Below are 8,795 nucleotides of genomic sequence, written 5' to 3'. Positions count from 1 at the left end.
GGTGTGCCCCTGTGCACACCATGCGGCTCTGGCAGTAATGCTAACCCGCGTCTGATTCCTCGTGGCGGGCCAGCCACTGACTCACGGAAAGTCATACTGCCTAAACCGCTCGCGCGGTATGCGCTCCGTTCAACGGTATTGGTCGGTGAAGGGTAAAACCCTCCGGTTTCCTATGTTGGGTGATGAGGCGATCCGCCTCGTTACCCAGGAGGAACCGGGCCATGACATCCCCCACCCAAGTTATCAGTCCGTTGCGTCAGCGCATGATGGACGACATGCGCATGCGTCGACTCGCGCAAACCACGCAAGCCAACTATCTTCGCGTGGTACGAGAGTTCACTGTCTTCCTCGGGCGCTCGCCCGACACTGCCACCGTCGAGGACTTGCGGCGCTACCAACTGTATCTGGTGGACCGCGGCGTATCGCCAGTTTCCCTGAACGCTGCGATCACCGGCCTGAAGTTCTTCTTCGGCACGACGCTCGCTAAAGAGGCATTGATGGCGAAGATGCGGCCGGTTTATCTTCCGCGTACGTTGCCCGTCATACTCAGCCGCGAAGAGGTTGGCCGGCTGATCGCGGCGGCGACCAACCTGAAGCATCAAACGGTGCTGGCGCTCGCCTACGGAACAGGATTACGCGCCAGCGAGGTAGCTGCCCTGAAGGTCGGTGACATCGATAGCGAGCGTATGACGCTGCGCGTTGAGCAGGGCAAAGGCCAGAAGGACAGATATGCCATGCTGTCGCCGATCCTGCTCGAGCGTTTGCGGGTCTGGTGGCGAGTCGCACGAGCCCAGGGCAAGATGCTCGACGGTGGCTGGCTGTTTCCCGGACTTAACCCGATCGAGCCGCTCAGCACCCGCCAGCTCAACCGGGCGGTCCATGCTGCGGCCGAAGCTGCGGGAATCGACAAGCGCGTGTCCATGCATACCTTGCGGCACAGCTTTGCCACGCATCTGCTGGAACAGAAGGTCGATATCCGGGTGATCCAGGTCATGCTTGGGCACAAGAAGCTTGAGACCACAGCGCTTTACGCCCAGGTTGCCACCGATATTCTGCGCGAGGTGGTCAGCCCTCTTGAGAGTTTGCGTACCGATTAACTCTCATTGTGGCGCATTGCGCGCTTGAGGTAGCAGACGTCTTTCGCTCTCTTGGTTCAGCATGGCATCAATCCGCTAACCTGAGCCTTGGGCAGTTAAAGGTCATGTCCGCGATCGAACAGTGCCGCAGCGCGGCGCTGGGAGGGCACGTGTTTCGCTGCGAAGGATGCGCGGCGATTGAAGTTGCCTACAACTCATGTCGCAACAGACATTGTCCAAGGTGCCAGGCTGGCGCTGCGCGCCGGTGGCTCGAGGCGCGTGAGGCCGATCTCCTGCCCGTCGAGTACTACCACGTGGTCTTCACACTGCCGGCGGCCATCAGCGCGATTGCGTATTACAACAAGGCCGTCATCTACGGGCTGCTGTTCGATATCGCGGCCGAAACGTTGCGTACCATCGCGGCTGATCCGAAGCATCTCGGAGCGCAGATCGGTGCCACGCTCGTCCTGCATACGTGGGGCTCGGCGCTCACACATCATCCCCATGTGCATGGCATCGTTCCCGGTGGCGGGTTGTCGCCGGACCGAAGCCGGTGGGTAGCGTGCAGGCCGGGCTTCTTCCTTCCAGTGCGCGTACTCTCGCGGCTGTTTCGCCGGCGCTTCCTCGAAGAACTTGAAGTGACCCATTGCCGGGGGCAGTTGCGGTTCTTCGGCGAATATGCCGGGCTCAACGATGTCGCCGCCTTTGCCAGGTGGCTTGCGCCAATGCGCACATGCGAGTGGGTGGTGTATGCCAAACGCCCGTTTGCGGGGCCCAAAGCGGTGCTCGCCTATCTGTCGCGTTATACGCACCGCGTCGCGATCTCCAACCAGCGCCTTGTCGCGCTCGACGAACACGGCGTTACCTTCCGCTGGAAGGACTACCGCGTGGACGGACGCACACGCAACAAGACCATGACCCTCGAAACGGATGAGTTCACGCGCCGCTTCCTGTTGCACGTGCTGCCTGGCGGTTTCCACCGCATCCGCCATTACGGTCTGCTCGCGAACCCATCGCGGCGCGCCAATCTCGCGAAGATACGCGAGTTGCTGGGCGGAGCGCCTGCCAGTATCGGCCGCAGTGCCAACGACGTAGCTACAGTCGCAGTGTGGCCAACCTTCGTTTGCCGGCACTGCGGTTCGCCGATGATCATCATCGACATACTCCAGCGCAGCAGACCTATCCGGGCACCACCTGTTGAGCGAGCCCACGCATGAATGCCATCGCGTCAGGATGCACGCATCGACTGTCGGCTCTTCGGCAACGAGAGCCCATAGGAGACGCTTGCGCCTACGACTCCAGGCAGGCAGTCTGGTGCTGGCCGGGTCGGCGGATAGTAACGCCCAGCAGCGTCGCTGCTGCGATCGTGGTTGCCCAGGCTCACATTTACCCGCGCTTACATCCAACAGGCTCCCAACGGGCTTGAACAAATCGCCATAGCGGTGAAAGATTCAGACCATGTCGGAGCACTCCGCGGTTTCCTCCCTTGGGGCTTGTAGGACGCCTGCCCGCTGGCGTCCGGGCGAGTTGACGTGCCGACGGATCAGGGCAGGCATCCTACAACCCTAAACACTCGAGTTGACGTGCCGACGGATCAGGGCAGGCATCCTACAACCCTAAACACTTTCGGCCGTTCGGTACGAACCCGAAGATCGCTGACAATTTCGACTGATTTCGAACCCGGAGGGATTGATTGCTGTCGGCCACTAACAAGGTGGCTCTGGATCCGCGTTGGAGGATGTCTTGCCGAAGCATCGTCAAACGACCGGGCCAATGCTGTCTCCGAGAAGCTCGACGATTGTGCGGAAGCGCTCGTTTCGATATCGCTGTTAATGCCGTCGACACGCTCTGCTGATAATCTTGGAGTTCAATTCGCCAAATCTGCGCATCAGACGAAATTTTCCTCATACATATACTCAGAACTTCATGTCTGGAACTCCAAGTTTGTTCGACAGCGCCGGGGCGTCCATTGAGCTAACTCCGGTCAGCAAACGCCGACTCGATGGCCTGATGCTCACCGAGCATGACTTTCAGCGTGCTGTTGACGCCAGTCCAAGTCTGCTACCGTATCGCGAGTTCTTTCCTTCTGCGAGACGTCTGGTTTCGCTTGGCATGGAAATTCCGCTCTCTTTCCCGGGCGGGAAGTCCGGCTCGATCGACAACCTCTTCCTGACCGATGACGGTCACTTTGCAGTCGTGGAAATGAAACTCTGGCGCAATCCAGAAGCGGTGCGCGAAGTTGTGGGTCAGATTTTTCAGTACGGTCTGACGCTCGGGGCCATGAGCGTGCGAGATATCGAGGATGTTATCCGGAAGTCGTCGCAAGCCAGCCGACGAATGGCGGCGAGCCAAACTCTGATCGAATTCGCAATCGAGCATCTCGGTGTCGACGACGAGCATGCCTACTCGAATGCCCTTGAAAAGCATCTGCGTAGCGGCGAGCTTTTGTACCTCATTGCGGGTGACGGCATTCACGTCAGCGTCGACGCAATCGCAGATTGGATCAACGCGGGCAGTGGAGCACCCTTTCACTTCGGGTTATTGGAACTCGACGTGTACCTCACAGCTAGCAAGCAAAAGCTATTCGTTCCCCGCCTGAGGGTGAAGACGAAGGAGATTGGGCGGCATGTCATCGAAGTGACGGTCGGAGCCCATCCTGAGTTGGCCAAGGTGCAAATCAGGGAGGAAATCCTACAGTCAACAGGGGGTATTCGCGAAGACCGGCGAGTCGTAACGCCGGATCAGACCCTGAGCATCGAGGCGCTGGAAGGTCTGATTCGCAACGAGAACACGGACAGCCGGGAAGGGGTCGATGTCGGCCTCTATCTGCTGCGTGGATTGCAAGACAGCGGGTTCGATTCGCGTCCTTTGTCGACCGAAATCAGTTTCGGCATTCGAGACGCGATCCGTGGCAACCGGTTCGTGAGCCTGATAAACCTAGGCCCCAAATATCTGCACCTGCGAGAGCCGTTCAAAAAAGAAGATCTCCATGCCATGCAGGCCTTCCGGGAGCGAGCCAATCGGCTTACAGAATTCTTCGACCCGGAGGCACTGGATGATAGAAACAAATTCTCGCGGCAGCCGCGATACCGTGACCTAGCGGATATAAAAGCAGATCTGCTAGCGTTTCTCGTAAAGGAGCGAGACATGGCCGCCATGCAGTTAAAGGCGCGTGAGTAGCGTCGATAGGACCGGCTGCCAGACGGATCATTGCTGCCGCGCCGATTGGATATACACCGGGTTCGACGGCCGCTTTGGAGATATCTGAAAGACCCTTGCGGGTCGGCAAGGGAAGCACGTAAATTGACGCGATCAGCGGCGAGCAGCGCATGCGACGAACTCCCGCGGTCGGCCAATAACGGACCGTTAGGAAATGCACCCAAACCGCCGACAATCTATACGTCGATAACGTATCGACGGTCGATCACTGGTGTAGCGTCGATGTAACCGGCTTCAATCCCTGCAAATCGCCAACCATTCCGCTCGTAGAAGGCGATCGCAGGAGCGTTTGCGTCGAGTACGTAAAGATGCATCAGATTCTGATTTTGTTCCTTCGTCCACTTGCGTGCCGCGTCAATCATGAGCTGTCCTGCTTCGCGTCCTTGATGGGTGGCGAGCACATGTAGGCAGTCAAGTAATGTTCCGTGGGTAAGCGCCTCGCCTGGACCGTTCAGGTTTTTCTGGACGACGCGATGTGAAGCGGGACATGCTATCTCCTTTGGGCATTTTGCGTTACCCGGTAACGAGTTCGGATATATCGTTACCGGGTAACAACGACGAGGAGAAACCGATGGCACAAACAACAGCGGAGCGGCAGGCCGCCTTCCGGGCAAGGCGGGCAACGGCTGGAGACGATGGCAATGGGGAGCGACGGCTTGATATGTGGGTGACCACAGAAGCCGATCTCGCGCTCGCGCGGCTGGCACGCCATTACTCGGTAACGAAGCGTGAGATGCTGGAGCGGCTGGTAGTGCGGGCGGACGCGGCGATCGTGCGCAGGCTCGATCCGGACTCAGCAGAATGGGATACCTACTTCCAGGTTCCACGGTAGCCCCTCAGCGTTACCGGGTAACGGACCGCTGTCCCAGGTGCAGTCGGCTACCGGCTCAGCGCGTGTGAACCGTTCCGGGCGATCGGGGCGTGCTGTCCACCGTTGTTGTTCAACCGGTCGGAACCGCAGGTTGGGGTGGATTTTGCAGGTGTTCGGCAACGCGCCAGGGCAGCAATTCGTCAACGCGGTTGATTGGATGATCGGCAATACAGGTGAGCACGTGGCACAGGTAAGCGAGTGGATCGATGCCATTGAGTTTGCACGACGCGATCAGCGAGTACATCGCCGCCGCCCGCTCGCCGCCGCTGTCGGAGCCGGCAAAGAGGAAGTTCTTTCGACAATGCAATTATGTGCATTGACGCAATAATGCGCAGCCAGAAATTATGTTGAGTCCGTCACTGTCGAATAGTGCCATGCGAGTCGCCGAAGCGATCCGCAAGGATTCGCGGTTCGGCGAGCTACGCATAATTACAACGACTCCAGGAACTGAAGGATGCGGTCCGGTGGTCGATATCGACGATTCTTTACTTGCGGCGGCTGAATCCTCTTCAACGCTCGCTCCTTCATTGTCAGATCAGCTTCCATATAGCCATGTGTTGTCGACGGGCTTTCGTGTCCCAGCCACAAGGCGATGACCGACAGGTCGCCCCCTGATTGAAGTAGATGCATGGCAGTCGCGTGCCTAACCAGGTGCGGAGAAACACGTCGCTTGGCGAGTTGCGGACATTGGTCCTTCGCGCGCGTTACGGCAATTCTCATCCGATCGGCGACATTGGAGCGTGTCATCGCGTTTCCCGATCGATTTGGAAAGAGCCTCTGACTTGATGCATCCTGGATCTGCGGCAACCACCCCCTGATGAGCCTTGCCGTGGATCGCCATAAAGGCACCGTTCGTTCCTTGCGTCCTTTGCCAAGAATATGAACGAAGGGTGATGTACCCAGGACGACATCACTGACGCGTAGTGCCAGGATCTCCGAGACGCGCGCCCCCGTGTTATACATCGTTGCCAGCAGAACCCTGTCGCGTTGACCCGCCCAAGTGTCCGGGTCAGGCGCCGTCAACAGTTGCTGAATCTCTTCGCGTGACAGGAATCCGACCATAGGTTTATCGCAACGCTTCATCGGCACGGAGAGTGCACGCTGTATAACGGCCAACGACGCGACGTCACGGTGTGCTGCGTACTTCAGGAACGAGCGCAACGCTGCAAGTCGAACGTTGCGGGTCCGCGTGCTGTTGCGCCGCTCAACTTCGAGGTGTCGCAGAAACGCCAGGATCAGAGGTGCATCCATGTCCGCCAGCGTCAGATCAGTTGGGCACCTCCCGAGGCGATCCGATGCGAACTGAAGAAACAGACGAAACGAATCGCGATAGCTCGATATCGTCTCCGGGCTCACCGCGCGTTGCTGCATCAACCGTTCGACGAAGAAGTCCTGCAGGAGCGTCGCAAAGGAAGGAGCCAGGCAGGTTTTAGTCATGACGTTCCCCTTCAGCAAAGCGCGCAAATTTCTGGCTCACGATTTCCATGAGATCGGGAACCGCAGTCAGATACCAGTAGGTATCGCTCGGCTTCACGTGTCCCAGATATGTCGACAGCGCAATCATCCGGTTGTCGACGTTCACGCCGTCCCGATACCACTTGAGAATGCACCGGCACACAAACGTATGGCGAAGATCATGGATTCGGGGCAACGCGTGGTCACCCCGAGAAGTCCACCCGAGTTGCTCGCGAAGCCGACCGAACACCCAATGCACCGTTCGTGCCTGCAACTTCCTGCCATCAAGATTCACAAAGAACGAAACGCACGGCTCTGCGGCGACGACCAGCGCACGGCGAGTAGCGTAACGCTTCATGGCCAGAGTTACGGTAGGATGCATCGGAATAACGCGCGATTTGTGAAACTTCGTCTCACGCACCGTAAGCGTGCCCTCGGCAAGATTCACGTCGTCTCGAGAGAGATTGATGGCTTCCGAGATACGCAAGCCGGTTGCCGCAATCAATCCAAACAGCGCTTCATATGTAAGCGGTCTGATCGAACCGACGGGTAACATTGCCACCGACGCCGTGAGGAGTTCGCCGAGTTCCTGCTCCGTGTAGATGTGCGGCGCCAGACGACGATGGGCCCGCCCGCACAGGTCGCGTCGCGGAACAACTGTATCGGGATAGAACTGCCTGAGATACTTCGCGAAGGGCCGGATTACCTCGATCCGACGCGCCCACGTAATGGCCCTTTCGCTCGGTGTCGAGTGCGCCCAGGTAAGAGTCAGATCTTCCGTGATCGGACCACGATGCCCCAGCGCGTCCGCGAAGCGGGCAAAGTTCATCAATACGTGCCCAGAGATCTTGAGGTCGAAGCCAAGACAGCGTCGTTCGGCGAGATATGCTTGCGCCAGCGATACCATAGTGTCAGCCGAGTTGACGAAGCGTTTCATGATTTGCTCCCCGGCCAGGGGAGCGCGACAGCCTCCATGCTTTGCAGGTCGATCTTCGTGTAAATCGCGGTGGTGTCGATGCTTTGATGGCGCAGTACGTCAGCCACTTCCTTCAACGACGAGCCGGAACGAAGCAGCCGTCGGGCCACGCTGTGCCTCAGAAGATGAGTTCCAGATTGTTCAGTCCAGCCGCAGCGAACATATGCGGCATGCACCGCCTGATGGACACGCCCGGTTCCCAACGGAAGGTCGGCAGGCGCGTAGTGCCGTACAAAGACGGCGCGGGAGGTCGTCGTTGTTCTTCGGGCTAACCGGATATAGTCGGCGATCGCATGACCTGTTGGCTCCGGCAACGGAATGACGTAGCCCCGTCGCGATTTGGTGCGACGGATTTGCAGCGTGCCGTCGCGCCAGTTTAAATCGTCGAGCTGTATTTGCACGACTTCCGCAGCACGCAATCCAATATCTGCCAGACAACGTACCATTGCGTAATCACGCAAGTCGGCCGCCGTTTCGTGATGGAAGGAATTCAGGAGCTGTCCGATCGCTGCGTCCGAAAGCGTTTGAGGTAATGCCGCCAACCTCCATCCTGCTACGTTCGGCACCGCCGCGATCAACTCTGCGACCTGCTCGTTATATTGCATGCTCCTGAATCGCAGATAACTGCGCAACGTTATGCCCGCTACGTGAGCTGTTCCGGCTTTGCACCCGTCAGGGTAACGTGTCACAAATCGACGGACATCCCGATTCGTTAGCCGCTCCATGTCGATGGGTCCGCGACCAAAGCGTTGATGCAAGAAATCGCGAATGATTCGACCACGCTGATATCGCGTGCACTCGGCAAGGCCGCAAACGTCCTTGAGGTACTCAGTGAAACGACACACCTCCTGTTGTACCGAATCCGGTTCTGCCCAAAGATACCGGGGGACAGCGCACGCGCCCAGGACGACCAGCAAATGCTGAAGTGCCGCGCTGACGTCTGTCCGACATCTCGGAATCGGATCGGGGCAGCTGCATCGAGGCAAATGGTCATTCACGAAGCCGGAGGCAAGTCGATTGTCGACGCGAGCTACGGCTATGCGGCGTGTTGTGAGCCAGTACGCAAAGTGCGCGACGCACCTCACGTAACGGTTGACGGTGCAAGCCGCGTAGCCGGCCTCGACGAGATATTCGCAGTAGCGCTCCGCGAAAGGAGAAAGGACGCTGCGCCATAACCACGCCTGAGGCTGCGGTCGTA

Annotated in this window: 8 protein-coding genes and 1 pseudogene; 4 read left to right on the top strand and 5 right to left on the bottom strand. The window is 58.5% G+C overall.

Annotated features, from left to right (window positions below):
- Window positions 1-221: 221 nt before the first annotated feature.
- From KHO31_RS31670 to KHO31_RS31660, 3 genes are all read left to right on the top strand, one after another.
- Window positions 222-1,097, top strand: a complete 876-nt coding sequence (locus tag KHO31_RS31670) for a tyrosine-type recombinase/integrase (RefSeq protein ID WP_083083774.1) — start codon at window positions 222-224, stop codon at window positions 1,095-1,097.
- A gap of 8 nt (window positions 1,098-1,105) precedes the next feature.
- Window positions 1,106-2,293: an IS91 family transposase gene (locus KHO31_RS31665; protein WP_201084461.1), complete on the top strand. Its 1,188-nt coding sequence runs from the start codon at window positions 1,106-1,108 to the stop codon at window positions 2,291-2,293.
- 727 nt (window positions 2,294-3,020) lie between these two features.
- Entirely contained in the window at window positions 3,021-4,256 is a 1,236-nt protein-coding gene (locus tag KHO31_RS31660) for a hypothetical protein (protein ID WP_201081999.1), read from the top strand.
- Between the two features lie 215 nt (window positions 4,257-4,471).
- On the opposite strand, the gene KHO31_RS39770 is transcribed toward KHO31_RS31660, so the two are convergent.
- Window positions 4,472-4,873: a GNAT family N-acetyltransferase gene (locus tag KHO31_RS39770; RefSeq protein WP_268963704.1), complete on the bottom strand. Its 402-nt coding sequence runs from the start codon at window positions 4,871-4,873 to the stop codon at window positions 4,472-4,474.
- Between KHO31_RS39770 and KHO31_RS31650 the strand changes: the two genes are divergently transcribed.
- Window positions 4,867-5,127, top strand: a complete 261-nt coding sequence (locus KHO31_RS31650) for a hypothetical protein (RefSeq protein WP_201082003.1) — start codon at window positions 4,867-4,869, stop codon at window positions 5,125-5,127. The two genes, KHO31_RS39770 and KHO31_RS31650, sit on opposite strands and share 7 nt — an antisense overlap.
- 109 nt (window positions 5,128-5,236) lie before the next feature.
- Here the strand turns inward: KHO31_RS31650 and KHO31_RS31645 are convergent.
- From KHO31_RS31645 to KHO31_RS39560, 4 genes and pseudogenes are all read right to left on the bottom strand, one after another.
- Window positions 5,237-5,464, bottom strand: a pseudogene (locus KHO31_RS31645) (transposase domain-containing protein); the annotation flags it as partial.
- 131 nt (window positions 5,465-5,595) lie between these two features.
- Window positions 5,596-6,603 (bottom strand): tyrosine-type recombinase/integrase, encoded by a 1,008-nt coding sequence (locus KHO31_RS31640; protein ID WP_201082005.1) that lies wholly within the window; start codon window positions 6,601-6,603, stop codon window positions 5,596-5,598.
- Window positions 6,596-7,558: a tyrosine-type recombinase/integrase gene (locus KHO31_RS31635; protein ID WP_211625028.1), complete on the bottom strand. Its 963-nt coding sequence runs from the start codon at window positions 7,556-7,558 to the stop codon at window positions 6,596-6,598. Before KHO31_RS31635 ends, KHO31_RS31640 begins: the two co-directional genes overlap by 8 nt.
- On the bottom strand, window positions 7,555-8,202 hold the full coding sequence (locus KHO31_RS39560; protein ID WP_228980025.1) for a tyrosine-type recombinase/integrase: 648 nt from the start codon (window positions 8,200-8,202) through the stop codon (window positions 7,555-7,557). Before KHO31_RS39560 ends, KHO31_RS31635 begins: the two co-directional genes overlap by 4 nt.
- Window positions 8,203-8,795 lie beyond the last annotated feature (593 nt).

The sequence above is a fragment of the Paraburkholderia domus genome, from assembly GCF_905220705.1.
GTDB classification, from domain to species: Bacteria; Pseudomonadota; Gammaproteobacteria; order Burkholderiales; family Burkholderiaceae; genus Paraburkholderia; species Paraburkholderia domus.
This window is presented reverse-complemented; position numbering and strand designations above follow the sequence as displayed.

Bases quoted from the DNA above. Each gene is read 5' to 3' on its own strand.
- KHO31_RS31670 (WP_083083774.1), top strand. From the start codon at position 222: ATGACATCCCCCACCCAAGTTATCAGTCCGTTGCGTCAGCGCATGATG.
- KHO31_RS31640 (WP_201082005.1), bottom strand. From the start codon at position 6,603: ATGACTAAAACCTGCCTGGCTCCTTCCTTTGCGACGCTCCTGCAGGAC.
- KHO31_RS39560 (WP_228980025.1), bottom strand. From the start codon at position 8,202: ATGCAATATAACGAGCAGGTCGCAGAGTTGATCGCGGCGGTGCCGAAC.
- KHO31_RS31635 (WP_211625028.1), bottom strand. From the start codon at position 7,558: ATGAAACGCTTCGTCAACTCGGCTGACACTATGGTATCGCTGGCGCAA.
- KHO31_RS31650 (WP_201082003.1), top strand. From the start codon at position 4,867: ATGGCACAAACAACAGCGGAGCGGCAGGCCGCCTTCCGGGCAAGGCGG.